The 22,807-nt window shown below is 65.8% G+C and carries 23 protein-coding genes and 1 pseudogene; 13 read left to right on the forward strand and 11 right to left on the reverse strand.

Annotated features, from left to right (window positions below):
* Positions 1–99 precede the first annotated feature (99 nt).
* A complete protein-coding gene (locus AB4Y73_RS00500; RefSeq protein ID WP_441867172.1) occupies positions 100–783 on the reverse strand; it encodes a LuxR C-terminal-related transcriptional regulator in 684 nt (227 codons plus the stop codon).
* Positions 780–2,240: an ATP-binding protein gene (locus AB4Y73_RS00505; RefSeq protein WP_441867175.1), complete on the reverse strand. Its 1,461-nt coding sequence runs from the start codon at positions 2,238–2,240 to the stop codon at positions 780–782. Before AB4Y73_RS00505 ends, AB4Y73_RS00500 begins: the two co-directional genes overlap by 4 nt.
* A gap of 125 nt (positions 2,241–2,365) precedes the next feature.
* On the opposite strand from AB4Y73_RS00505, the gene AB4Y73_RS00510 reads away from it, so the two are divergent.
* From AB4Y73_RS00510 to AB4Y73_RS00530, 5 genes are all read left to right on the forward strand, one after another.
* Positions 2,366–3,910, forward strand: a complete 1,545-nt coding sequence (locus AB4Y73_RS00510) for a PspC domain-containing protein (RefSeq protein ID WP_441867178.1) — start codon at positions 2,366–2,368, stop codon at positions 3,908–3,910.
* A 1-nt stretch (position 3,911) separates the two neighbouring features.
* A complete protein-coding gene (locus tag AB4Y73_RS00515) occupies positions 3,912–4,205 on the forward strand; it encodes a hypothetical protein (protein ID WP_441867181.1) in 294 nt (97 codons plus the stop codon).
* A 3-nt stretch (positions 4,206–4,208) separates the two neighbouring features.
* Positions 4,209–4,460: a PspC domain-containing protein gene (locus AB4Y73_RS00520; RefSeq protein WP_441867184.1), complete on the forward strand. Its 252-nt coding sequence runs from the start codon at positions 4,209–4,211 to the stop codon at positions 4,458–4,460.
* A 204-nt stretch (positions 4,461–4,664) separates the two neighbouring features.
* Positions 4,665–5,690: an ATP-dependent 6-phosphofructokinase gene (locus AB4Y73_RS00525; protein ID WP_255768072.1), complete on the forward strand. Its 1,026-nt coding sequence runs from the start codon at positions 4,665–4,667 to the stop codon at positions 5,688–5,690.
* Between the two features lie 27 nt (positions 5,691–5,717).
* On the forward strand, positions 5,718–6,434 hold the full coding sequence (locus AB4Y73_RS00530) for a GNAT family N-acetyltransferase (RefSeq protein WP_441867189.1): 717 nt from the start codon (positions 5,718–5,720) through the stop codon (positions 6,432–6,434).
* Between the two features lie 8 nt (positions 6,435–6,442).
* Here AB4Y73_RS00530 and AB4Y73_RS00535 read toward each other — a convergent pair whose 3' ends face one another.
* The 6 genes from AB4Y73_RS00535 to AB4Y73_RS00560 form a co-directional block, all read right to left on the reverse strand.
* On the reverse strand, positions 6,443–7,966 hold the full coding sequence (locus AB4Y73_RS00535; protein ID WP_441867192.1) for a DHA2 family efflux MFS transporter permease subunit: 1,524 nt from the start codon (positions 7,964–7,966) through the stop codon (positions 6,443–6,445).
* Positions 7,967–7,969: 3 nt separating this feature from the next.
* Positions 7,970–8,365, reverse strand: a complete 396-nt coding sequence (locus tag AB4Y73_RS00540) for an ankyrin repeat domain-containing protein (protein ID WP_441867195.1) — start codon at positions 8,363–8,365, stop codon at positions 7,970–7,972.
* Positions 8,365–9,447: a CAF17-like 4Fe-4S cluster assembly/insertion protein YgfZ gene (gene ygfZ / locus AB4Y73_RS00545; RefSeq protein ID WP_441867198.1), complete on the reverse strand. Its 1,083-nt coding sequence runs from the start codon at positions 9,445–9,447 to the stop codon at positions 8,365–8,367. Before ygfZ ends, AB4Y73_RS00540 begins: the two co-directional genes overlap by 1 nt.
* 42 nt (positions 9,448–9,489) lie before the next feature.
* Positions 9,490–10,212, reverse strand: coding sequence for a flavodoxin family protein (locus AB4Y73_RS00550; protein ID WP_441867201.1), 723 nt, complete (start codon positions 10,210–10,212; stop codon positions 9,490–9,492).
* Between the two features lie 90 nt (positions 10,213–10,302).
* Positions 10,303–10,917, reverse strand: a complete 615-nt coding sequence (locus AB4Y73_RS00555; RefSeq protein ID WP_441867204.1) for an FABP family protein — start codon at positions 10,915–10,917, stop codon at positions 10,303–10,305.
* A gap of 168 nt (positions 10,918–11,085) precedes the next feature.
* Positions 11,086–11,820, reverse strand: a complete 735-nt coding sequence (locus AB4Y73_RS00560) for a permease (RefSeq protein ID WP_441867934.1) — start codon at positions 11,818–11,820, stop codon at positions 11,086–11,088.
* 378 nt (positions 11,821–12,198) lie between these two features.
* On the opposite strand from AB4Y73_RS00560, the gene AB4Y73_RS00565 reads away from it, so the two are divergent.
* From AB4Y73_RS00565 to asd, 8 genes are all read left to right on the forward strand, one after another.
* On the forward strand, positions 12,199–12,897 hold the full coding sequence (locus AB4Y73_RS00565) for a winged helix-turn-helix transcriptional regulator (RefSeq protein WP_190987352.1): 699 nt from the start codon (positions 12,199–12,201) through the stop codon (positions 12,895–12,897).
* A 230-nt stretch (positions 12,898–13,127) separates the two neighbouring features.
* Complete coding sequence (gene mshD, locus AB4Y73_RS00570) at positions 13,128–14,099, forward strand: mycothiol synthase (protein ID WP_441867208.1); 972 nt, start codon at positions 13,128–13,130, stop codon at positions 14,097–14,099.
* A gap of 144 nt (positions 14,100–14,243) precedes the next feature.
* A complete protein-coding gene (locus tag AB4Y73_RS00575; protein ID WP_441867211.1) occupies positions 14,244–16,493 on the forward strand; it encodes an RNA degradosome polyphosphate kinase in 2,250 nt (749 codons plus the stop codon).
* 8 nt (positions 16,494–16,501) lie between these two features.
* On the forward strand, positions 16,502–17,470 hold the full coding sequence (locus AB4Y73_RS00580) for an NUDIX hydrolase (RefSeq protein WP_441867214.1): 969 nt from the start codon (positions 16,502–16,504) through the stop codon (positions 17,468–17,470).
* 90 nt (positions 17,471–17,560) lie between these two features.
* Positions 17,561–18,364: a thymidylate synthase gene (locus AB4Y73_RS00585; RefSeq protein ID WP_441867217.1), complete on the forward strand. Its 804-nt coding sequence runs from the start codon at positions 17,561–17,563 to the stop codon at positions 18,362–18,364.
* Complete coding sequence (locus tag AB4Y73_RS00590) at positions 18,361–18,945, forward strand: dihydrofolate reductase (RefSeq protein WP_441867220.1); 585 nt, start codon at positions 18,361–18,363, stop codon at positions 18,943–18,945. Before AB4Y73_RS00585 ends, AB4Y73_RS00590 begins: the two co-directional genes overlap by 4 nt.
* A 1-nt stretch (position 18,946) precedes the next feature.
* Positions 18,947–19,165, forward strand: a complete 219-nt coding sequence (locus tag AB4Y73_RS00595; RefSeq protein ID WP_441867223.1) for an NF038396 family protein — start codon at positions 18,947–18,949, stop codon at positions 19,163–19,165.
* Positions 19,166–19,262: 97 nt separating this feature from the next.
* Positions 19,263–20,393: an aspartate-semialdehyde dehydrogenase gene (gene asd / locus AB4Y73_RS00600; protein ID WP_441867226.1), complete on the forward strand. Its 1,131-nt coding sequence runs from the start codon at positions 19,263–19,265 to the stop codon at positions 20,391–20,393.
* A gap of 81 nt (positions 20,394–20,474) precedes the next feature.
* On the opposite strand, the gene AB4Y73_RS00605 is transcribed toward asd, so the two are convergent.
* From AB4Y73_RS00605 to AB4Y73_RS00615, 3 genes and pseudogenes are all read right to left on the reverse strand, one after another.
* Positions 20,475–21,146 (reverse strand): hypothetical protein, encoded by a 672-nt coding sequence (locus AB4Y73_RS00605; protein WP_441867952.1) that lies wholly within the window; start codon positions 21,144–21,146, stop codon positions 20,475–20,477.
* 159 nt (positions 21,147–21,305) lie between these two features.
* A pseudogene (locus AB4Y73_RS00610) lies at positions 21,306–21,452 on the reverse strand (hypothetical protein); the annotation flags it as partial.
* A 248-nt stretch (positions 21,453–21,700) separates the two neighbouring features.
* Positions 21,701–22,801 (reverse strand): winged helix DNA-binding domain-containing protein, encoded by a 1,101-nt coding sequence (locus tag AB4Y73_RS00615; RefSeq protein ID WP_441867229.1) that lies wholly within the window; start codon positions 22,799–22,801, stop codon positions 21,701–21,703.
* Positions 22,802–22,807 lie beyond the last annotated feature (6 nt).

Genomic DNA, 22,807 nt, shown 5'->3' on the forward strand with positions numbered 1-22,807 from the left:
GTGAGAGAGCGATTGCGTTCAAGCCACATTAAGTGAGAGAGCGTTGGGGAAAAACCCACGTTAAGTGAGAGAACGTCCCGGGGTTGGCGGGGCGTGGGGTCAGAGGAGGCGGCGCTCCGCGGCCCACTTGGTGAGCTCGTGCCGGCTTGAAAGCTGGAGCTTGCGCAGCACCGCGGACACGTGGGTTTCCACGGTCTTAATGCTGATGAACAGCTCCTTGGCCACTTCCTTGTAGCTGTAACCTCGCGCGATCAGGCGCATTACTTCCAGCTCGCGGGCGGACAGCCTGTCGAGTTCGTCGTCGGCGATGTCGGCAGGGGCCGTCCCGAAGGCGTCCAGCACGAAGCCGGCCAGCCGGGGCGAAAACACTGCGTCGCCGCCCGCCACCCGGAACACGGCGTCGGTGATTTCAGCGCCGGAAATGGTCTTGGTGACATAACCCCGGGCGCCGGCCCGGATGACTGCCACCACGTCCTCGGCCGCGTCCGAGACGCTGAGCGCCAGGAACTTGGTGGTCCCGAGGAGCGCTGCGGAGCCTGCGATGACTTCGCGTCCGCCGCCGCCCAGGCCGCCTGGCAGGTGTACGTCCAGCAGCACCACTTCGGGCTGTTCCTGGGCGATCACCGCAATGGCCTGCTCCACGGTGGCCGCTTCGCCCACCACCTGGATGCGGGCGTCGAGGTCGGCTTTGAGGCCGGACCGGAAAATGGCGTGGTCGTCCACGATCGCTACGCGGACGGACTGTGCGGGGCGGCCGGGTCCGGCGCCTTGTGCGTTGTTCATAATCTTCCTTCTGCGTTATCCGGATGGCGCGCCGGCAGGCCCAACCGCACCTCGGTTCCGTCAGGGGTGCTGGTGATGGCGGCTGTCCCCCCGTGGCGCTTCATGCGTCCGATGATGGATTCCCGGACGCCCAGCCGGTCCTCAGGCACCTCATTCAGGTCAAAGCCGGGGCCACGGTCCTTGACAAAAACTTCGGCGCGGCCATCCGAGACCTCCAGGTAGACGGAGACGGTTCCGCCGCCGTGCCGGGACGCGTTCAGCATCGCCTCCCGGCTGGCCTGGACCAAGGCTTCGTGGGCTTCTGTCATGGCGGTGTCCCCCACGCTGACCACCTCCACGGCGTTGCCCAGGGCATCCTCCACTTCGGCGGCTGTAGCCTTGATCCGGTCCGAAAGCTGGCCGGTTTCCTTGCCCGGGTCATGGAAGAGCCAGCCCCGCAGTTCACGCTCCTGTGCCCTGGCCAGGCGGACCACGTCGTGCTCATTGGCGGCGCGCCGCTGGATCAGCGCAAGGGTCTGCAGCACGGAATCGTGCAGGTGTGCCGCGATCTCGGCCCGCTCCGTTTCGCGGATCCTGCCCGAGCGCTCCGCTTCCAAGTCCCGCCAGAACTTCAGCCCCCACGGCAGCAGCACCAGCACCACGCCGCCCAGGACCGCCACCGATGCCAGCAGCGCCAGCCAGGTCTGCTCCCAGGATCCCGAGCCGGACACCATCACCAGTACACCGGCCACCACCAGCGCCAGGCCGGCAGCGAGGCGTCCCCAGCCACCGGCCTGATCTGCCTTGGTTTTGTCCACCAGCCCCGCGCGCCGGCTTTCGTCGAGCTGCATCCAGGCGATGGCGGCACCGCCAAGCACGGCGGCCGCGGGGATGAGGGTCCCCAGCGGCACGTCCACGCCCAGGAGCTGCGCGATCATGATGCCCGCCACCAGCAGGAGACCGGCTCCCAGCAGGATCTCCTTGCCATAGCGCACTCCGCGGACGCTGAACCACGGCGGATTGCCGGCACCACCGTCTCCAGCGACGGGCGGGACAGCCACGGGCGGGACAGCCACGGGCAGGGCAGCGGCGCCCGGGAAAGTACCCTCCGCGTCCGCGCTGGAAGGCACCCCCGGCGCGGAAGCACCGGCGTCGGGCATTCCCCACACCGGCGCCGACGGCGCACGGCCGGTGAAGTGCGACGCCGTTGCGGGCGCGGGCATGAGGCTCACTGCCGGGGCAATGGGCGACACCGGCCGCCGCGCGTTGCGCCGGGCGCTTTCGTCCGCGGTGGGGACCATGATCCACAGCCACGCGTAGAAAGCGAGCCCTGCCCCGCCGGCGAGTGTTGCGAGCGCCATGCCGATCCTGACGTTTCGCACCGGCCAGCCCAGATGCTCCGCGAGGCCCGCGCACACACCCGCGATGACGCGGTCGGTGCTGCGGACCAGCGGCGGGCGGGTAAATGCTGTGGTCATGAGTCAATCCAAACACGGATCAGGGTCACCCGGGCCCGGTTTGGGGCCGGAACCGGGGGTGACTCAGGGACGAGTCAGGGTGTTCCCCAGTAGAGCCCAGCTGCTGCCCACGGCAGGATCGAAGTATGAACTCGCAGACCCCTACCCCCGACGACGGCCAGCCCACCGAACCGGTCCCACCAGACGGTCAGAACCAGCCCACCGAGCCCCTCCCGCCCCGCGGACAGGGCCAGCCCACCGAACCCCTCCTGCCGCCGCCCCCGGCCGCAGGCCAGCACGCCGGCCCGCAGGCGCCCGGCCAGCCAACTGACTTCTTTCCCTGGATCCGCAGCCACGGCATCTACCGCGGACGCGACCGGTGGATCGGCGGCGTCGCCAGCGGCATCGCACACCGGATGGGCATCGACCCCCTGATCGTCCGCGGCATCTTCATCGTCCTGACCCTCTTCGCCGGAATCGGCGTCCTGCTCTACGGGCTGGCCTGGGCCCTCCTGCCCGAGCCCGACGGGCGCATCCACGTCCAGGAGGCCGGTGCCGGCCGCTGGTCAAGCGGCATGACCGGCGCGCTGATCACCACGGTGCTCGGACTCACCGGCCTCGGCGGCGGATTCTGGGGCTGGAGCCACAACGGTTTCGGCGGATTCCTCTGGACCGTCTTCTGGGTGGGCGGCGCCATCTACCTCATCTACTACCTCACCCAACGGAACAAAGCCCGGAACGGAACTCCCATGAACGCCACTCCCCGGCCTGCCGGCCCCGGCGGTAATGCCGCCTTCGCGGCGCCCTATGCCCCGCAGTACCCCGCGACCCCGTACACCCCTCCCTATGCCGGGACGGATACCGGCTCCGCCGCAACTACGGCCTACACCCCGACGCCGTCCGCAGGCTCCACCGGCGCTACCTTCCCCGGCGGCGACAACTATGGCGGGAGCTACGGAGGCGGGAGCTCCGGGGGAAGAAATTACGACGGCGGCAACTCCGGCGGTGGTACCTACGGCGGCGGCTATCAGGCACAAGGCCCCGCCCAGGCGCCCCGGCCCCGTCCCTCCGGCCCCGGCGCTCCCGCCGTCGCGGTCACCGCGGGCGTAGCGCTCCTGGTGGGCGGCGGCCTGAAGGCCCTCGACGCCTTCAACGTCATCGACCTCGGCCAATCCCCCAACGCCGTCGTCTGGGCCAGCGGCGCAGCCGTGGTGGGCCTCGGCATCCTCATTGCCGGCCTCCGCGGCAAGACGGCAGGCATTCTCAGCCTTTTCGCAGTGGTAGCCCTGATCACAGGCGGTATCTACAACGTGGTGGGCAACGGGGACAGGGTCCGCTTCACTGATGTCAGCTGGACGCCAGTAAGCATCCAACAGGCCCGGGACGGCTTCAACGTCACCGCAGGCCGCGGGACTCTTGACCTCACCGACCTGAACGTCAGCGCCCCCTTGACGTCCGACGTCGTGGTTCCCCTTGACGTCACAGCCAGCAACGTCACGGTCGTGATCCCCGCGAACGTCCCCGTGACGGTCAGGGCCGACATGACCATGGGCAACATCCACGAAGGCGCCGACAGCCGCAGCGGCATAACCACCCGCGAGAGTAAGTACAACACCGACAAAAGCGGTGCCAGCCTGATCGTGCAGATTGACGGCACCTTCAGCAACATCACGATTCAGGAAGGAAACTGACATGAGCAGCTTTGATCCGGCACCGGATTCAGACAAGTCGGAAAGCACGACGCCGGGAACCCCCTCCGGAACCGACGCACCGCAGCAGCCATCCGCCCGCGTCGGCACCATCGTCTGGAGCCTCATCGTCCTGGCGCTGGCAGCCCTCATTATCGTTGCGCAGCTGGGTATCGTGACTCTGAACGGCACCTATGTGCTGATCGGGCTCATGATCGGGGCCGGCGCGGCACTCGTCATCGGCGGCCTGCTCTCAGCCCGGAAACGTGACAACCAACCCACAACAGGGAAGTCTTGAATCATGGACAAGTTCTTTAGCATCGTCAGGGGCTTCGGCCTGAAACGCGGTCCCGAACGCTGGGTGGGAGGCGTATGCGGCGGCATCGCAGCCAAGCTCAATGTGGATGCAGCCTTTGTGCGGATCGCCTTCCTGGTCTTCTGCCTCCTGCCAGGTCCCGCCGTCGTGTTCTATCTCGCGGCGTGGCTCGTCCTCCCTGACCAGCGCAACTCCATCCCCCTGCAGAACTTCCTGGACCGCCGCTCCATTAGCTGATCCCGGCACCAGGCAGGCAGGACCGGCAGACATAGGCCCCCGGTCCGGAGAACCTCCTCCGGAGCGGGGCCTTGTGCTGACTCGCGAGCCGGGTGCCCTTTGTAACCGGTTTGTGTCGTAACGCACACTGCCGACTACAATCTAGGTGAGCTCAGCGTGGCGCTCTGCCCGTTACCCCCTTCACACCAGGATTTGAGCAGAGACATGAAAATTGGAATTCTCACCAGCGGTGGGGACTGCCCGGGACTGAACGCCGTGATCCGCGGAGCGGTCCTCAAGGGCATCGCCATCCACGGGCACGAATTCGTAGGCTTCCTGGATGGCTGGCGCGGTGTGGTTGAAGGCGACATCATCGACATCCCCCGCACCATGGTCCGCGGCATCGCCAAGCAGGGCGGCACCATCCTGGGCACGTCCCGCACCAACCCGTTCGAAAACGGCGGCGGCCCCGAAGTCATCAAGGCCCACATGGACCGGCTCGGCATCGACGCCATCATCGCGATCGGCGGCGAAGGGACCCTGGCAGCTGCGAAGCGCCTCACCGACGCAGGACTGAAGATCGTGGGCGTCCCCAAAACCGTGGACAACGACCTCGACGCCACGGACTACACCTTCGGCTTTGACACCGCCGTCCAGATTGCCACCGAGGCAATCGACCGCCTCCGCACCACCGGCGAATCCCACCACCGCTGCATGATCGCCGAGGTCATGGGCCGGCACGTGGGCTGGATCGCCCTGCACGCGGGCATGGCCGCCGGCGCCCACGCCATCCTCATCCCGGAGCAGAAGGTCAGCATCGAGCAGATCACCGAGTGGGTGCAGGAAGCCCACGACCGCGGCCGCGCGCCGCTGGTGGTGGTGGCGGAGGGCTTCGTTCCGGAGCACATGGAATCCCCCCACTCCGAGCGCGGCCTGGACACCTTCGGACGGCCCCGCCTGGGCGGCATCGCGGACCAGCTCGCCCCCGAACTGGAGGCCCGCACCGGCATTGAAACCAGGGCAACGATCCTGGGTCACATCCAGCGCGGCGGAGTGCCGTCCGCCTTCGACCGCGTCCTGGCCACCCGGCTGGGCATGGCCGCCATCGACTCGGTGGTGGAAGGTTACTGGGGGACCATGGTGGCGCTCAAGGGCACCGACATCGAGCACGTCGGCTTCGAGAAGGCCCTGGGCCAGCTCAAAACCGTCCCGCAGAACCGGTACGACGAGGCCGCGGTCCTGTTCGGCTGAGCCACGCACTCCCCCTAGGCTGGGGATATGACTCTTGACCCCGGTTCCGCCGCCATCATCCAGCTCGCTTGGGCCCGGCACCTGGGGCTCGACGACGACGCTTTCGGTAGATCCCTGACTTCCGGGGAGCGTGTGGTCCGGGCCGACGAAGCGGCCAGGACGGTGGAGTTCGTCAGGCTGTTTGGCAGCTCCGCCTTGGTGGGTCCCCAATGGCTGATTGAGGCCGCCGCCGGCATCCCGGATGACGAGATGGCCCAGCACGTGACCCTTCTGACCCTGACACGCTCCCACGGGGGACATGGTCTGGGGGCTGCGGCGCTGTTCTTCGCCGATGACCTACCGCTCCGCCAGCCGTCCGAAGAGCTGACGGTGTCCCATGGCAACCCCGAGGCGATCGAACTGGAAGGGCTTTGCCCGCCGGATGACGTCAACGAAGTGGGCCTGTCCGAGCTTGAAAACCGTTACACGATCGTGCACGAGGTGGACGGCCGGCGGGTCCCCGTGGCGTGCGGTGCGTACGCCGAATGGGAGGGCCTGCTGGGCCACTTGGGAGTTCTGGTGGACCCCGAGTGGCGGCGCCGCGGGCTGGGTTCCCTGGCCGCCTCGATCGCCGCCCACGAGGCACTTGCTGCCGGCCTGACTGTCCAGTGGCGGGCCGAAGTCAGCAACACCGGCGCAGTAGCCCTGGCCCGCCAACTCGGCCTGACCGCGGGCGGCATCCATACCAGCGTGCAGCTGGGCTGAGGGTCCCGCTACGCGGGCCGGGCAGCGTCTTCCGCGGCTTCCCCGGCCGCCGCACGGGCCGCCCCTGCACCCCAACCGTTAACGGCTTTTGGCTTGGCGAAGAACAGGGCAACGGCCGCCCCGAGCAGGATCACTGCAGCCGGCAGCATGATGGACTGGCCCATCGCCGTCGAGAATCCTTCATGCAGGGCCTCAGGCAGGGTCCCCCCGAACGACATGGGACCCGCGCCGCCCGCGCCGCCGGGTGCAGGAGGCAGTTCGGCCGCAAGCCTCGCCTGAATCAGCACTGCGATGGCGGCACTGCCCAGCACCGCGCCGATCTGCCGGGTGGTGTTGTAGACGCCTGACCCGGCACCCGCCTGGCGCGGCGGGAGGTTCCGGGTGGCCGTTGTGCTCATAGGGGCCCAGATGCCGGCGTTGGCGAACCCCAGCACGGCGCTTGGCAGGAGGAACAGCCAGATGGGGGTATCCGGATGCATCAGTGCCGAGTTCCAGAAGAGCGCCACGGACATCAGGACCAGGCCTGCGGCGGTGATGTACTTAGGATTGACGCGGTCAATGATCTTGCCCACCACCGGGGCAAGACCGCCGGAAATCACGGCCATGGGAACCATCATCAGCGCGGACTGGGTGGGTGTCAGGCCGCGGACCACCTGGTAATAGAAAATCAGGGGCAGGCTAAAGGCTGTGACCGTGAAACCCACGGTGGTGATGCCGATATTCGCGAGCGAGAAATTGCGATCGCTGAAGAGTCCCAGAGGCAGTAGCGGCTCACCCTTGTTGAAGCGCTGCCACAGAACGAACACCACCAGGACGGCGATGCCGGCAATGATGAGTCCCCACACCGTGATGGGCCCGGTGATGGTCCCCCAGTTGTAGGTCTCGCCCTCCTGGATGCCGAAAACAAGCAGGAAGAGGCCGGCGGCGCTGAGCAGCACGCCGGGGATGTCGAATTTATGCGGGTGCGTGCTCAGCGACGGAACGAACCGCCACGCAAGGATGAACCCGACGACACCCACCGGAATGTTGATGAAGAAGATCCACTCCCAGCCGAGGCCGTCCACCAGGACGCCGCCCAGGATGGGCCCCACCAGGGTGGCCACCCCGGCGGTTGCTCCCCAGATTCCCATCGCTGCGCCGCGGCGGTCCGGCGGAAAGATCCGGGTGATTACTGCCATGGTTTGCGGCGTCATCACGGCCGCACCGAAGCCCTGCAGAACGCGGGCCATGATGAGGGTACCGATGTCACCCGACAGGCCACACCACAACGACGCGAGGGTGAAGACTACAAGCCCTGAAAGGTAGAGCTTCTTAGGTCCGAAACGGTCGCCCAACCTGCCCGTGATGAGCAGCGGGACGGCGTACGCGAGAAGGTACGCGCTGGTCACCCAGATGACGGAATTGATGTCCGCACTGAGGCCTTCCATGATCCTGGGATTGGCCACGGAGACGATGGTGGTATCGATCAGGATCATAAAGAACCCGATCACGAGCGACCAGAGGGCCGGCCACGGCCTTGCTACATTTTCCAAAGGTCAGCTTTCCAGGAGGTTGAGGATTTCCGTGCGGGCGAACATCTGCGCCGCCGCGCGTGCTGAGGGTGTGCCGGCGTCCGGATCTGCACCGGCCTCCAGCAGGACTTTGGCGACGTCCGTGTACCCCTTGAAGGCGGCCCCGGCCAGCGGCGTCTGGCCGCGGTCGTTTGCCGTGTCTGCCTCGGCCCCGTGGCGGAGGATCAGCTGCGCCGTCTCGGCGTGGCCATGGTAGGCGGCCAGCATCAGGAGGGAGTCCCCGGCAGCGTTGGTCATGGCAGCCGGGGCGCCGGCATCCAGGTACGCGCCCAGCAGCGCCGTGTCCCCGTCCCGGGCGGCCTGGAAGAGTTTCTCTGCCAACGCTAGGGTTTCCGCGTCGGGCGCAACGTTTTCGGTCATTAGCGGGTCCCCCTGAGGAATCCTGTCTGGCGCCCGACTACCTGGCCGGCGTCGGGGGCAACAATTACTTCCTGGGCGGCGGTGTAGGGTTCCTCGCCGTCCAGCACGGTCAGTATTTCGTCCGGCGACACGGAACGCTTGATGACCGCCAGGGCAATCGGACCCATTTCGTAGTGCTGCGCCACGGAGGTGACTGTGCCTACTTTGCGCTCGCCGAGCAGGACCTGGCTGCCCGGCGCAGGCATGGTGTGCTGGGACCCGTCCAGTTGCAGGAACACCAGGCGGCGCGGCGGGTGGCCCAGGTTGTGCACCCGTGCGATGGTCTCCTGGCCCTTGTAGCAGCCCTTGGCCAGGTGGACGGCGGTGCGGAGGAGGTCCAGTTCGTGCGGAATGGTTTTGTCGTCGGTTTCAGCGCCCAGCCGGGGGCGCCAGGCGGCAATGCGGAGGGCTTCTGCGGCCAGCATCCCGGCCAGCGGGCGGTCCCCCACCGTCTGTTCGAGTTCGGCGGCCGGCACCAGGTACTCAATCCACGGCCGTTCCAGCCCGGGGTGCCCTTCCTCCGGAACCACCGAGTAGGAGTACCCGCCGGCGCCCACGTGCGGCCACGGGTCGCGCCAGGCGAGCAGCCCGGACCAGTCCGCTACGTCCTTGGTGGACCCGAGCACTGCCCAGTCGCCGGAGACATCGCAGATTTCCACCCGGAGCATGAACTTCATCTTGTTCAGCCACTCAGCCAGCGGGGCAGCTTCGGCGGCCTCAACAATCAGCCAGGTGGTCCCGCCGTCGTCCACCACCCGGGCGTCAAACTCGATCCGGCCCTGGATGCTCAGCAGGAGCAGCTCACTGGATTCCCGCGGCTGCAGGCCGGTGACCTGTTGTGAGGACAGCGTGTTCAGCCACGTCAGGCGGTCCGGACCGCTGACGGTCACCACGCCGCGATGGGAAAGGTCGACGACGGCGGTTCCGGCGGCGAGCGCGCGCTGCTCGCGCAGCGGCTCACCGTAGTGGGCTGCGACGCCGGCGTCCGCGCCGGCGGCCTCGACGGCGGCAGGGCGCGACAGGAGTGGGCTGGGGGTAGTCATACTTGGGGCAACGTCCTTGGGTCAGTGGGTATTCCGGCCGGGTTAGCGGTACTCCGGGTTTTCGAAATCGAATCGTGTACCGGCTTTCCACTCTTCAGGAAGGTTCCCGTAGGCGGGAATCCCGCCGGCGTCCTTGAGCAGCCGGGCAAGATGCAGCAGGTTCCAGGTCATGAAGGTGGTGTTGCGGTTCGTAAAGTCGGACTCGGGGCCGCCGCTACCCTCGTCCAGGTAGCTCGGTCCGGGACCCACGGGTCCGATCCAGCCGGCGTCCGCCTGGGGCGGGATGGAGAAGCCGATGTGCTGCAGGCTGTAGAGGACGTTCATGGAGCAGTGCTTGATGCCGTCTTCGTTCCCGGTGATGAGGCAGCCGCCAACCTTCGGGTAGAACACCCACTGCCCTTTGCTGTTGAGTTGGCCCGAGTGGGCGTAGAGCCGCTCAATGAGCTTCTTGGTCTGCGAGGAGTTGTCGCCGAGCCAGATGGGACCGGCCACCACCACGATGTCGGCTTCTTCGACAGCCGGGTACAGTGCCGGCCACTCGTCGGTTGTCCAGCCGTGCTCAGTCATGTCCGGATACACGCCGCTGGCGATATCGTGATCCACAGTCCGGATCACCCGCGTGCTCACGCCCTGCTTTTCCATGATGCGGCGGCTGACCTCAATGAGGCCCTCGGTGTTGCTGGTTTCCGGGGACCTCTTCAGCGTCCCGTTGAAGAACAGTGCCTTCAGGTCGCTGTAGTCGGTGGTGTTCTGCGGTGCCGCCATGATGCTCCCTGATTCACAGGCACAGGCTGACCCGTGCGGACTGGGCTGTAGAAGCCAAGTCTACTGATGGTCCGTGAACCAGGGGGCGTGTCAGGAGACTTTCTTCAGGAACGCGGAAGCGTGCGCTTCAAGCCCGCTGCCGGGCTTTGCGGTCCCACCGGCGGCGACGTCCCAGCGCCAGAGCAGGTTGCCGTCCACCAGGCCGAAGATGCGCGTGGCGGCGCTGTACTCCTTCGAGTGGCTTCCGCGCATCACCATATCGGTGGAGAGCTGGATCTGCGGGCCCTTGATCTGCCCGTAGTACAGCTCCGAGATACCACCGGGATGCGCGATGGACACGGAGATGTCGAAGCCGCCGTCCTTGTTGCGCAGGGCCTCGACCTCGTCGGCGCTCTTGAGCGCCGGAACGATGTCGGCCGGAACCAGGCCCGGGCCGCCGTCGGCGTCCAATTGTTTGCGCTCAAGCGCCCAGAAACCGGTCTCTACCGTGAGCGGCCGAAGGCGCGTTCCGTCGTCGTCCGTCAACCAGCTCTCCGCACGGTACTGCAGGTACGGCAGGCCGTTGTGGGTGAAGGAGACGTGCTGGACGAAGTGCTCCGAATCCTCGTCCCCGCTGCCGAGCCGGCCGCTGCCCTCCCACTCACCAATGAGCCAGGAAAGCGGAACAAGTTCCGGTGTCAGATCTGTAGGAATCTCAATCGGCACAACAATTCCTCAGGAAATCGCTCACGGAAGGGACGGTTTTACTTCTGGCCTTTGAAAAGGCGGTAAACCACAAAACCGGCAAACCAGGCCATGGAAAGGCTGGCGACGCCGAGCAGGACAAGGAAGAAGATTTCAAATGCAAGTACGGACATGATGCCATCCTAACCGTTAGTAGATGAGTAGTTTGTCTATGAAGTAGGCAAGGGAACCCACAGCGGACACAGGTGCCAGACCCATGCTAAGGGCCGCGGCGAGATTCAGCGGAGCCCCGCGAAGTGTGACAAGGCGGCGGAAACTGACCAGGACGGCGCCAACCACCACGCCGAAGATCGCGGCGGGGAGTACAGCCAGGTCGGAGAAGACCAGCCCTGCGAGCGGTCCGGCAAGTCCCGCCAGGACGATGCCGAGGGGAGCAACCACCCTGTCCGGCCAGCGGATCAGCCCGGCAAACAGGGCAACGGCGGCACTGATGGCTGCCACCAGGATCATCTCGCGGACCCCATTGAAGCGGGCGCTGGCAATCCATCCGGCGCCGAGGCAGGACAGGAGCACCCCGACGCAGCAGCCCAGCGTGGATTCCAGCCGCTGGGCCTGCCCGGTGCCACGGATGAGCTGCACCACAAAGACGGCCATCATTCCCAGCGCCATGAAGGCGGGTGTCCAGTCCAGGAAACCCGGGGCCGGAACCAAGCCGGCGGCAATTGCGGATCCCACGCCAGGAAGGGCAATGACAGTGGCGAGCGTTTTCTTCGCCGGAATGCGCAGGAAGTGGGGCCACCCGACGCCTACCGCCAAGGCAATGGCACTCGCGACGCCGACCAGTGCCTCCCGCGAGACGTACGTGCCAACAATGATGGCTGCTAGCCCCGCCACGCCAATCAGGCCAATGACCCACGAGCGCAGTGACCGCGCCGGAGCCTGCTCTTCCCCGCCCACGCTGATCCCAGTCCTTCCGGTCCGCCGCTTCGACACTGCACTCAATTCGTTGCATTCCCATTCTGGCTATAACCCGGCGGCTTCCCCTCCGCGGGAGGGCATTCTGCCCCACGGCTCAATCCTGCCTTATATGACTCGGATATGTCGCAAAACGAAGGTCCGCAGGGGCGGAATCCCTGTTCGCGGGAACCCCGTTCGGTATACTCAGAGTTCAGCTACGTTTCCTGCAACGGTTGCCGGCCGGACAGATGTTTTGCCGGTCCAAATCATGGCAGGTAGCTGGTTCCGGCCGGTGAGAACCCGGTTCAGTCGCCCGAAGATGCGCGGACGCCCCTTGGAGGAACAATGTCGCACATCCTGCTATTGACGAACAGCACCGGGTCATCGGTGGACATTCTGCCTGCCCTCGAATTACTGAATCATCGCGTGCACATCCTCGCCGCTGAGCCTACCGCCCTGCTGGAGACTGACCCCTGCGACATCGTGCTGCTGGATGCCCGCAAGGACCTCGTGGGCGCCCGTTCACTTACCCAGTTACTGAAGGCCACCGGCCTGAGCGCACCGCTTGTCCTGATCCTGACCGAGGGCGGCATGGCTGCCGTTTCCTCGGCCTGGGCTGTGGACGACATCGTGCTGGACTCCGCCGGTCCGGCCGAAGTGGAAGCTCGTATCAGACTCTCGGTGGCGCGGGCTGTTCCCGAACAGGACGACGCCCCGACGGAGATCCGGGCAGCCGGCGTCGTGATCGACGAAGCCAGCTACACGGCCCGCGTCAACGGCGCGCCCCTGAACCTAACCTTCAAGGAGTTCGAACTCCTCAAGTACCTGGCCCAGCACCCCGGCCGTGTCTTCACCCGTCAGCAGCTGCTCACCGAGGTATGGGGCTATGACTACTACGGCGGCACCCGCACCGTTGACGTCCACGTCCGCCGACTCCGGGCCAAACTCGGCGCAGACCACGAAAACCTGATCAGCACCGTCCGCAACGTGGGCTATCGCCTCACCTTGGTGCGGCAGCAGGAGGACGAGCTGACGGAAGCCTGAGCGCCGGCATCCCGTCTTAAAGCACCAGCCCCGGGCCACTTCAAGTGGTCCGGGGCTGGTGCTTTTGACTGTTCGTGGAGGACATACGGGTCGAACGTATCGAGGCCACCCCACTGGTGGATCCCCCTCGCTCCCGCCAGTTTACTGCCGGGTGAGGTATTTATTATACGTAACCGCCGGAGACCCATCAAATCGGGGCACGTTCCGGTCCGGCCGTATAGCCTAGCTTCATGAGTCCAGCGCACCCGCAAAAATGGCCCGTCCTCGTTGTCCACGGTGGTGTGGACGAGCAATTACTGAAGGATTGCCTGGGGCTCCTGACCGCCGCCGAGGAATCCGACGGCAACCCTTCACTTTCGGAGCAGACAGTGGTGACGCTCCGCGCCGGCGATTCCGCCGAACATTCGCTCCTGACCCTTGCCCTCTATGCCCCGGACGAGGACTCAGACCCTTCCTCCGGCCAGGACCTGGCCGGGTTCGCGGTTGTGGTTGAGGAGGCCGACGGCAGCGGCGTGCTGGAGATTGCTGTCCACCCCAGCTACCGCAACCAAGGTGTGGCGGACCGCCTGGTAGGTTCCCTGAAATCCGAACGGGGTTTGGATGGCCTGAAAGCGTGGTCGCACGGCAACCATGAGGCGGCAGCGGACCTCGCCGCCCGCTACGGCTATGGCCCCGTGAGGGAGCTCTGGAAGATGAGGCTGACCACCGCCACCGCTGAACTGCCCGACGTCGGCCTTCCTGACGGCGTCACGCTGCGCGCCTTCGTGCCCGGCCAGGATGAGGACGGCTGGCTTGCAGCGAACCGCGCCGCCTTCGCCCATCATCCTGAACAGGGTTCGCTGACCCGCGCAGACCTGGATGCCCGGATGGCCGAGGACTGGTTTGATCCCGCCGGCTTCCTGCTGGCCGTGGACGGGGAAGGCCAGCTGCTGGGCTTCCATTGGACCAAGGTCCACCCACGGCACGGGGAACACCCGGCGATCGGTGAAGTGTATGCGGTGGGAGTCACCCCGGCCGCACAGGGCATGGGCCTGGGCAAGGCGCTCACCGTTGCCGGGATCAGGTACTTGCAGGGCCTGGGGCTCCATGCCGTCATGTTGTACACGGACGCGGACAACGCCCCGGCCGTCGCCCTTTACCGCGGCCTGGGTTTCACGCGCTGGGACATGGACGTACAGTACGGGCCCGTGACCACGGCTTAGGCCCTTCGGGTGAGTTATCCCACTCGCCGGACGAAAGGCCCGCGGCCTGAATTACAGGGTCCGCGGCCCCTGTTTGCTTGTAAGGTTGGTAGGGAACCGCGCCGGCCCTGGGCCAGCATCTAGCGCCAGGTAAGAGGAGACACCATGAAACCGAAACCCGCGGGAACAGCCACGTCTGAGGGTGCTCCAGCACCGGCGCGGGCGCGCTTCGGCTCATCTGAAGTGCCAGCTTCGCGCGCCACGCAGGACCGGATCGACATTCCGGAGTTTGCACCCAACCTCGTGCCGGAAGGCGACATCCGGCCCGACCGTTTCCTGGACCGTGAACTGAGCTGGCTTGCCTTCAACTCCCGGGTCCTGGAGTTGGCCGAGGACCCGACCCTCCACCTGTTGGAGCGTGTCGCCTTCCTCTCCATCTTTGCGTCCAACCTGGACGAGTTCTTCATGGTCCGCGTGGCCGGCCTGAAGCGGCGTATCGCCACCGGCCTCGCAGTGCCCTCCCCCGCCGGCCTCAGCCCCGTGGAAGTCCTTGAAAAGATCGGCGACGAGGCCCACCGCCTCCAGCAGCGCCATGCGCAGGTCTACGCGGAACAGATCCGGCCCGCACTGGCCTACGAGCACATCCACCTGATGCACTGGGATGAACTGGACGACGCCGCCAAGCAGTACCTCAGCGCGATGTTCGCTGAAAAGGTCTTCCCCATCCTGACGCCGCTTGCCGTCGACCCGGCTCATCCCTTCCCTTACATCTCGGGGCTGTCGCTGAACCTTGCCGTGGTGGTGCGCAACCCCGTGAGCGACAAGGAACTCTTCGCCCGCCTTAAGGTTCCGGACCAGCTTCCCCGCCTGATTTCCATCGACGGTCCGCGCGCCGGTGCCATTGCGGGGCGCGTCGCACGCTTCATCGCCCTCGAAGAGGTCATCGCCGTCCACCTGGACAAGCTCTTCGCCGGCATGGAGGTCCTGGAACACCACATCTTCCGTGTTACCCGCAATGAGGACCTGGAAGTAGAAGAGGACGACGCCGAGAACCTGCTGCAGGCGCTCGAGAAGGAATTGCTGCGCCGCCGTTTTGGCCCGCCTGTCCGCCTCGAGGTCACCAACGACATCAACCCGAACATCCGCGCGCTGCTGATCCGTGAACTCGGGGTGGAGGAGTCGGAGGTCTATTCGCTTCCCGCTCCGCTGGACCTCCGCGGGCTGTCCGTCATTGCCGGAATCGACCGTGCAGACCTTCATTATCCGAAGCACATGCCGCACACGTCCCGGTTCCTCAATGAGTCCGAGACATCCAAGGCCGCCAACGTTTTCTCGGCAATGCGCCGGCGCGACATCCTGCTCCACCACCCCTATGACTCGTTTTCCACCTCGGTGCAGGCGTTCCTGGAACAGGCAGCAGCGGACCCCAAGGTCCAGGCAATCAAGCAGACCCTCTACCGGACTTCGGGCGACTCCCCCATTGTTGACGCCCTGATCGACGCGGCCGAGGCAGGCAAACAGGTGCTGGCCCTGGTGGAGATCAAGGCCAGGTTCGATGAGCAGGCCAACATCTCCTGGGCGCGCAAGCTCGAACAGGCCGGCGTCCACGTGGTGTACGGCATTGTGGGATTGAAAACGCACTGCAAGTTGTCGCTGGTGGTCCGGCAGGAAGTGGACGGACTTCGCCGCTACTGCCACATCGGTACCGGCAACTATCACCCCCGCACGGCCCGCTACTACGAGGATCTTGGCCTGCTGACCGCCAACGAGCAGGTGGGTGAGGATCTGTCGAAGCTGTTCAACCAGCTTTCGGGCTACGCGCCCAAGTCCACGTTCAAGCGCCTGCTCGTGGCTCCCCGCTCCGTCCGTTCCGGACTGATCGACCGGATCGAAACCGAAATCCGCAACGCCCGGGCCGGCCTGGCCGCAAGGGTGCAGATCAAGGTCAACTCCATGGTGGATGAGGCCATCATTGATTCGCTCTACCGCGCCTCCCAGGCGGGCGTGATGGTGGACGTCATTGTCCGCGGCATCTGCTCGCTGCGTCCGGGAGTCCCCGGCCTCAGCGAGAACATCACGGTGCGATCCGTGCTGGGCCGCTTCCTCGAGCACTCCCGGGTGTTTGCCTTCGCCAACGGCGGGGACCACGTGGTCTATATCGGCTCGGCCGACATGATGCACCGCAACCTGGACCGCAGGGTGGAGGCCCTGGTTCAGCTGGCCAATCCGGACGACATCACCTACGTCCTTGACCTGCTGCGCCGGTACATGGATCCGGAGACGGCCAGCTGGCACCTGGACAACCAGGGCCTGTGGAACCGCCACCACATTTCCGACGACGGAACGCCCCTCGAGGATATCCAATCGTGGCTGCTGGCCTCCCGTGACCGCCAGCGTAGCTTGAGCCGGCGGTAGGGCCGGCATTGTCGAGCGACATCCTCGTAGCAGACCAGACAGACCATCCCGGCGAAGCGGTCGCGGTGGTTGCTGCCGGGGCCATTCCCTGGCGGATCAACTCGAACGGCCTTGAGGTCCTCCTGATCCACCGGCCCCAGTACGACGACTGGTCGTGGCCTAAAGGCAAGATCGACGCCGGCGAGACGATTCCCGAGTGCGCCGCACGTGAGGTGCGCGAGGAGATCGGGCTGTCAGCGCCACTGGGCATTCCGCTGCCGCCTATCCACTACCACGTAGCCTCCGGCCTCAAGGTGGTCCACTACTGGGCGGTCAAAGTCAACGGGGCCAAGCTCGTACCGGACGGCAAGGAGGTGGACCGGGTGGTCTGGTGCGCCCCGCAAACCGCTGCCGGGATGCTGTCCAACCCGTCCGACGTCGTCCCCTTGGACCATTTGCGGGCCGCCCACAAAAACGACCAACTGGACACGTGGCCGCTCATTGTGGTCCGGCATGCGAAGGCCAAGCCCCGCTCGTCCTGGACCAAGGCGGAGGGTGAGCGTCCCCTTGCGGCCACCGGAGTCCGGCAGGCACAGGCAGTCGGCCGGCTGCTGCAGGCCTGGCAGCCGCCGCGTGTGGTTACGAGCCCCTGGCGGCGCTGCGTATCCACGGTGGCGCCCTATCTGAGGGCGTCCGGGGCCAAGGTCAAACTTATCGATGCGTTGACCGAACACCGGCATGCCCGCACTCCCAAGAAAACGGGTGCCGTCATTGAGTCCCTCCTGGACAAGCAGCAACCCGTGGCCGTCTGCACGCACAGGCCGGCCCTCCCCACCGTCCTGGCCCAGCTGGGCAAGCACATGCCCGGCCGGTTACGGGCTCTCCTGCCGGATGCGGATCCGTACCTTTCCCCGGGGGAACTCGTGATCTGCCATGTAGCGACCAACCACAAGCAACGCATTGTGGCAGTGGAACAGTTCAAACCTTTTGACGACTGAAAAACCGGCGGCTTTGCGCACGTGGTTCGTGCCGTCCCTGCCGTGTCGGCCGTTACGGCCCTCCCCAACGCCCAAAGGTAGACTTTAGCCGTGAGCATCCCGACGCCTTATGAAGACCTCCTGCGCGATGTCCTGGCCCATGGCACGCACAAATCCGACCGTACGGGCACCGGCACCACCAGTGTTTTCGGCCGCCAGATCCGCTTCGACCTGGCCAAAAGCTTCCCGCTGATCACCACCAAGCGGGTGCATTTCAAGTCCGTGGCGGTTGAACTCCTCTGGTTCCTGCGGGGCGAGTCGAACGTGAAGTGGATGCAGGACCAAGGTGTGACCATCTGGAACGAATGGGCCGACGCCGACGGCGAACTGGGCCCCGTGTACGGCGTCCAGTGGCGCAGCTGGCCGACCCCTGACGGCGGCCACATTGACCAGATCGCCGAGCTGGTGGAGAACCTGAAGTCCAACCCGGATTCGCGCCGGCACATCGTGTCCGCCTGGAACGTCTCCGAGCTCAAGGACATGGCGCTGCCCCCGTGCCACGCGTTCTTCCAGTTCTACGTGGCGGACGGCAAACTGTCCTGCCAGCTGTACCAGCGCTCGGCCGACATGTTTCTGGGCGTGCCCTTTAACATTGCCTCGTACGCCCTGTTGACCTGCATGATTGCGCAGCAGGTCGGGCTCGAACCGGGCGAGTTTGTCTGGACAGGCGGTGATGTCCACATCTACGAGAACCACATGGACCAGGTCCTCAAGCAGCTGGACCGGGAGCCGTATGAGTACCCGCAGCTGAAGATCATCCGGAAGCCGGCCTCGATCTTCGACTACACGCTGGAAGACTTCGACGTGGTGGGTTACAAGCACCACCCCACGATTAAGGCACCGATCGCCGTATGAGCACCGAGAACACTGCAGACCCGCAATCGTTCACCGAGGAGCTGGCCGGTTCCGTCACCGGCGTCGGCCTGGTGTGGGCGCAAACCTCCGGTGGCGTGATCGGCAAGGACGGCGATATGCCGTGGGACCTGCCCGAAGACATGAAGCACTTCACCCGGCTCACCACGGGGCACCCGGTGATCATGGGCCGCAAGACGTGGCTGTCCTTCCCGGACAAGTACCGTCCTTTGCCCGGACGCACCAACATTGTGATCACCCGGCAGAAAAACTGGGGCGAATCACCCGAGGCGGAGGGCGCCGTCGTGGTTCCTTCCCTCGATGATGCGCTCCTGGAGTCCCAGTTCGTCGACGGCGGCGAAACCGTGTGGATCCTGGGCGGCGGCGAAGTGTTCCGCCAGTCCACCGAACTCGCCAACGTCGCGGTGGTCACCACCATTGATGTGGAGGCCGACGGCGACACGTACGCTCCCGAGCTCGACGAGACCTGGGAAGCGGCCGCCGCCGTCCCGCCGGACGGATGGCTGACGGCAGCGAACGGGACGCGCTACAGGTTCACCAAATGGGTCAGGACGCAGGGCTGAGATGTTGAAAAAACCGGAAACACTGTTTGTGCTGGGGTACATGCTCCTGCCCCTGCTCGGGCTGCTCTCGGCGATTGTTGGCCTGACCATGATCCTTGGCGGCAACAAGATCGCTGGTGCCATCGTGTTGGTTGTGGTGACGCAGGTCTTCGCATTCGGCGCTTTCTACGCGATTAGGGCGCGGAAGGCTGCCGTGCTGGAGGAAAACAACCGCAGCTGACGGTTCGACTGACGCAGGGGCTGCCCACCGCCGTCGTACGTCTTGGCCGTGACGTAACCGACTGCGCCCTGCCGGTTCCGAAGTCTAAACTGTACGAATGACTACAGCAGCTACCCCCTCCGTCGGCCTGGTCGGATGGCGCGGCATGGTCGGCTCCGTCCTGATGCAGCGCATGCAGGACGAGGGCGACTTCGCCAACATCAACCCGGTTTTCTTCTCCACGTCCAACGCAGGAGGTGCCGCGCCTGCCTTTGCTGAGGGCGCAGGCAAACTCGAGGACGCGTTCGACGTCGACGCCCTGGCGAAGCTGCCCATCATTGTCACCGCCCAAGGCGGCGACTACACCAAGCGCGTCCACACCGAGCTGCGCGGCCGCGGCTGGGACGGCCTCTGGATCGATGCCGCCTCCACCCTGCGCATGAACGACGACTCCATCATCGTGCTGGACCCGATCAACCGCGACGTCATCGACAAGGGCCTGGTCAACGGCACCAAGGACTTCATCGGCGGAAACTGCACCGTATCCTGCATGCTGATGGGCCTGGGCGGCCTGTTCAAGAACGGCCTCGTCGAATGGGGCACTTCCATGACCTACCAGGCGGCCTCCGGCGGCGGCGCCCGGCACATGCGCGAGCTGCTCAGCCAGTTCGGCACGCTCAACGCGGAGGTCAGCTCGGAACTGGACGACCCGGCGTCGGCCATCCTCGAAATCGACCGCAAGGTCCTGGCCCACCAGCGCACCGACATCGACGCCACCCAGTTCGGCGTTCCCTTGGCCGGCTCGCTGATCCCCTGGATCGACGCGGACCTGGGCAACGGGCAGTCCAAGGAAGAGTGGAAGGCCGGGGTCGAGACCAACAAGATCCTGGGCACCTCGGAGGAAAACCGGATCATCATGGACGGCCTCTGCATCCGGATCGGGGCCATGCGCTCCCACTCCCAGGCCCTGACGCTCAAGCTTCGCGAGGACCTGTCCGTGGCCGAGATTGAGACGCTCCTCGCCGATGACAACGAGTGGGCCAAGGTCATCCCCAACACCAAGGAAGACTCCATGGCCGGCCTGACCCCCGTGGCCGCCTCCGGCACCCTGGAGATCCCGGTGGGCCGTATCCGCAAGATGGAAATGGGCCCGGAATACATCAGCGCCTTCACCGTCGGAGACCAGCTCCTCTGGGGCGCCGCCGAGCCGCTGCGCCGCATGCTCAACATCGCCACCGGGAACCTGTAGCTCCCAGCGGCTTGAGCGGCCCTGCCCCGCAGGAACGGTGCTACCCAGCACCGCTTATGCGGGTCCGGGCCGCTTCCGCCGTTAAGACGCAAGACGGTGGCCTCGCAGAATCCGGGACCGGTCCATCGTGGCCGCGAGGCGCCGGCGCAGTTCTCCGGGCTGGGCCAGGTGCTTCCATTCAACGCGGAGTACCAGCCAGCCCTCTTCGATCAGCGCATTCTCACGGCTTCGCTCCGCCAGCAGCACGTCGTCGGTCGGTTTGTAATCGGTGTACTTCCCCTTGCCATCAAACTCGATGACCACCCGGGACTCAGGATCCGCAAAGTCCGCCCTGAAGCGGCCTCCCGTGGTCGGGATCTCAAACTGTGGAATGAACATAGTCAGCCCAAAAGACCGGAGCAACAGCCGGGTCCGGGTCTCCCCCACCGATTCTGAGCGACCATCGAGGACGGCCAGAAGATCCAGTGCCCGGCGGCTTCCTCGCTTGACCGGGCTCTCGTCCAACAGCCGGCGCAGGCTCTCAATCCGAGCGCCCTTGCACAGTGCATGGTCTCCGATCACGGCGGCCTGTTCCAGCGGCAGGATGCGGGCGCAGTCCAGGACGGTTCGTTCGATGCTGGTGGTCAGGATCTCCCTTCCGTCCGGACTCCACAGCGTTGAAAGGTCCGAGGACTGCAGGTTCATCCGGTGCGTGCGCACGTCTCCGCCTGCGCTCTTCCTCGTGTTGGCATAGCCCGTGGTGACGTGGACCATTGGCCCTACGTCCCAAACCCGGCAGCTGTGCAATCTGGCCGCGCTGACATGGCTGTATCGCGAGAGCCGGCCGGTCGACAAGAAATGTGCCTGTATTTTCAGATCGTCTTTAGTCCAAGGCTCGGCGGCTTTCCAGTCGTCGCTCCGGACATAGGCGCCCCGGCGTAGCCTCAAGAGGATTCCACGTCGAACGGCCGCCGTCAGCACACGTTCTTCCAGTCCTGCCGCGGCCAACTGTCGGGTGGAGGCCACGGGGAACGCCGGCCACCGAGCGTCCACGACCAATCGCAGCTTGTGGCTATTCATGGTCCAAGGCTCTCGGACAAGCCCCAACAACGGCAGGTTCCGGCAACGCTATGTGGACAACTACGCGGCCGGCCTTAGCTGTGCCTCAGCTTCTGGCTGGCTTCTGCGGCCCTGGGCCGCAAAAGCGGTGCTGGTCAGCACCGCTCAAGCGGGGCCGGACCGCTCAAGCGGGGCCGGACCGCTCAAGCGGGGCCGGACCGCTCAAGCGGGGCCGGACCGCTCAAGCGGGGTCGAGGCGCCCGCGGGGCTCAGGTGTCGAGGAAGTTGAGGTACCGTTCGGCGGCCTTGGTGAATGCGGCCTGCGCACCGGCACCGAGGGGTCTGGTGTCATCGAAGAGTTCGGGCACGACGGCGGCGCTTCTGCTGGTGCCGGTCCGAGCCCACGTGCCGATCACTTCTCCCCCGACCACGATGGTCTTTTTGAACACACCGTTGCCGCCGGGAACAATCTTGTCGGAATGCTGGGGCGCAAGGACGAGGCTCCTGTCCATGTAGCCGAGCAGGAACTCGTCGAAGCCAGGCAGCAGGAGCACCGAGCGTTGGCCGGGCACACCGTCGCCGAGCAGTGCTTCGGCTTCCGGCGACAACCAGTAACTGGCGCCGCCAAACTCGAGTTCTACCAATTGCCCCCTGATCTGCTCCAACGCAGCCCGGACCTCGGGCAGAGGAAGCTGGGTCCACCAGGCAAAGTCCCGGACGGTGGCCGGCCCGTGGCTCCGAACGTAGCGCAGCATGAACTCGGCGATGGCCTCCTGGCGCCCGAGCGCCCGCGAAGCCGGTATCCACTGGTCGAACGCCACGAAGAGTTGCTGGTTACCCGTGAGCGGACCCTGGACCAGCCATGCATGGCGGCACAGCGATCCCAGGATGTGGATCCCCCGCTGGCCTGTGGTGGGCTGCCCTGCGGCCTCAAACATGGCGAAGAGTTGGGCGCGACTGGCCGAACCGCCGCCGGCCACACGATCCAAGGCCACGTCGCGGCACTTTTCGATGTCCGCCCACGTGATGTCCAGTTCCCGGTGCCTGCCGGCAACCACGCGGTGAAGCCGTTCGGCCGTGAGGTCCAGCATCCACCGCAGATCCTCCGGAGCCACCAGATGCAGCGTGCCACGCATCGGCCAGGAGCGGACAACGCTGCCATCGTCGAGGGCGGCGCGGACATCCGTTAGCCCTGCCCCGGGAACCCGGAGGCCGATGGCCAGCAGTGACGCCTGCAGGTCCTGCGCCTGGGTGGCCGTCATCCAGCGGACAGCCTCCGCAACGGAGCCCGGCTGTGCAGGCCCGAGCAGACCCTGCGAGGCCAGCCGGAGCCTGCCCATGACCTTGCCGCTCACCCGGTTCGCTGCCATCCCCTC

It is taken from the genome of Pseudarthrobacter sp. TAF60_1, assembly GCF_052113505.1.
In the GTDB taxonomy this organism is placed as follows: domain Bacteria; phylum Actinomycetota; class Actinomycetes; order Actinomycetales; family Micrococcaceae; genus Arthrobacter.

Bases quoted from the DNA above. Each gene is read 5' to 3' on its own strand.
- AB4Y73_RS00540 (WP_441867195.1), bottom strand. From the start codon at position 8,365: ATGACCGAAAACGTTGCGCCCGACGCGGAAACCCTAGCGTTGGCAGAG.
- AB4Y73_RS00595 (WP_441867223.1), top strand. From the start codon at position 18,947: ATGTTGAAAAAACCGGAAACACTGTTTGTGCTGGGGTACATGCTCCTG.
- mshD (WP_441867208.1), top strand. From the start codon at position 13,128: ATGAGTCCAGCGCACCCGCAAAAATGGCCCGTCCTCGTTGTCCACGGT.
- AB4Y73_RS00565 (WP_190987352.1), top strand. From the start codon at position 12,199: ATGTCGCACATCCTGCTATTGACGAACAGCACCGGGTCATCGGTGGAC.
- AB4Y73_RS00530 (WP_441867189.1), top strand. From the start codon at position 5,718: ATGACTCTTGACCCCGGTTCCGCCGCCATCATCCAGCTCGCTTGGGCC.
- asd (WP_441867226.1), top strand. From the start codon at position 19,263: ATGACTACAGCAGCTACCCCCTCCGTCGGCCTGGTCGGATGGCGCGGC.
- AB4Y73_RS00575 (WP_441867211.1), top strand. From the start codon at position 14,244: ATGAAACCGAAACCCGCGGGAACAGCCACGTCTGAGGGTGCTCCAGCA.
- AB4Y73_RS00525 (WP_255768072.1), top strand. From the start codon at position 4,665: ATGAAAATTGGAATTCTCACCAGCGGTGGGGACTGCCCGGGACTGAAC.
- AB4Y73_RS00510 (WP_441867178.1), top strand. From the start codon at position 2,366: ATGAACTCGCAGACCCCTACCCCCGACGACGGCCAGCCCACCGAACCG.
- AB4Y73_RS00520 (WP_441867184.1), top strand. From the start codon at position 4,209: ATGGACAAGTTCTTTAGCATCGTCAGGGGCTTCGGCCTGAAACGCGGT.
- ygfZ (WP_441867198.1), bottom strand. From the start codon at position 9,447: ATGACTACCCCCAGCCCACTCCTGTCGCGCCCTGCCGCCGTCGAGGCC.
- AB4Y73_RS00515 (WP_441867181.1), top strand. From the start codon at position 3,912: ATGAGCAGCTTTGATCCGGCACCGGATTCAGACAAGTCGGAAAGCACG.
- AB4Y73_RS00500 (WP_441867172.1), bottom strand. From the start codon at position 783: ATGAACAACGCACAAGGCGCCGGACCCGGCCGCCCCGCACAGTCCGTC.
- AB4Y73_RS00505 (WP_441867175.1), bottom strand. From the start codon at position 2,240: ATGACCACAGCATTTACCCGCCCGCCGCTGGTCCGCAGCACCGACCGC.
- AB4Y73_RS00550 (WP_441867201.1), bottom strand. From the start codon at position 10,212: ATGGCGGCACCGCAGAACACCACCGACTACAGCGACCTGAAGGCACTG.
- AB4Y73_RS00615 (WP_441867229.1), bottom strand. From the start codon at position 22,801: ATGGCAGCGAACCGGGTGAGCGGCAAGGTCATGGGCAGGCTCCGGCTG.
- AB4Y73_RS00605 (WP_441867952.1), bottom strand. From the start codon at position 21,146: ATGGTCCACGTCACCACGGGCTATGCCAACACGAGGAAGAGCGCAGGC.
- AB4Y73_RS00590 (WP_441867220.1), top strand. From the start codon at position 18,361: ATGAGCACCGAGAACACTGCAGACCCGCAATCGTTCACCGAGGAGCTG.